Raw genomic sequence first — 319 nt, 5'->3', positions numbered from 1 at the left:
GAAGGGAAAGACGAAGCATACCTGAAACTCTATGACGGTCATGACTGGAAATGGTCCTGTGTACGTCTGGATCATACGGATATGGAATATCTGAGAAAATGCTGGTCAGGGAAAAAGGCATCTGCCCCGACTCTGGAAAAGAGACACCAGAAGTATTTTTTGCGTTTTTCCTATAAAGAGGAAGTAACACTTACCAAAACACCTGTGAAAGAACAGATTATCTGCAGCGTGGACTTAGGGATCAATACCGATGCAGTCTGTACGATCATGCGGGCAGACGGAACTGTCCTGGGAAGAAGATTCATAGATCATCCCAGTG

The 319-nt window shown here is 45.1% G+C and carries 1 pseudogene; it reads left to right on the top strand.

Features of this window, described 5'->3' with window-relative positions:
- Nucleotides 1–319 (top strand): annotated as a pseudogene (locus tag LJE11_RS19450) (IS200/IS605 family accessory protein TnpB-related protein); the annotation flags it as partial.

The organism is Blautia sp. DFI.1.216 (assembly GCF_020594215.1).
Lineage (GTDB): Bacteria > Bacillota > Clostridia > Lachnospirales > Lachnospiraceae > Blautia_A > Blautia_A wexlerae.
The sequence above is the reverse complement of the archived record's forward strand: the minus strand, read 5'-3'. Positions and strand labels throughout refer to the sequence as shown.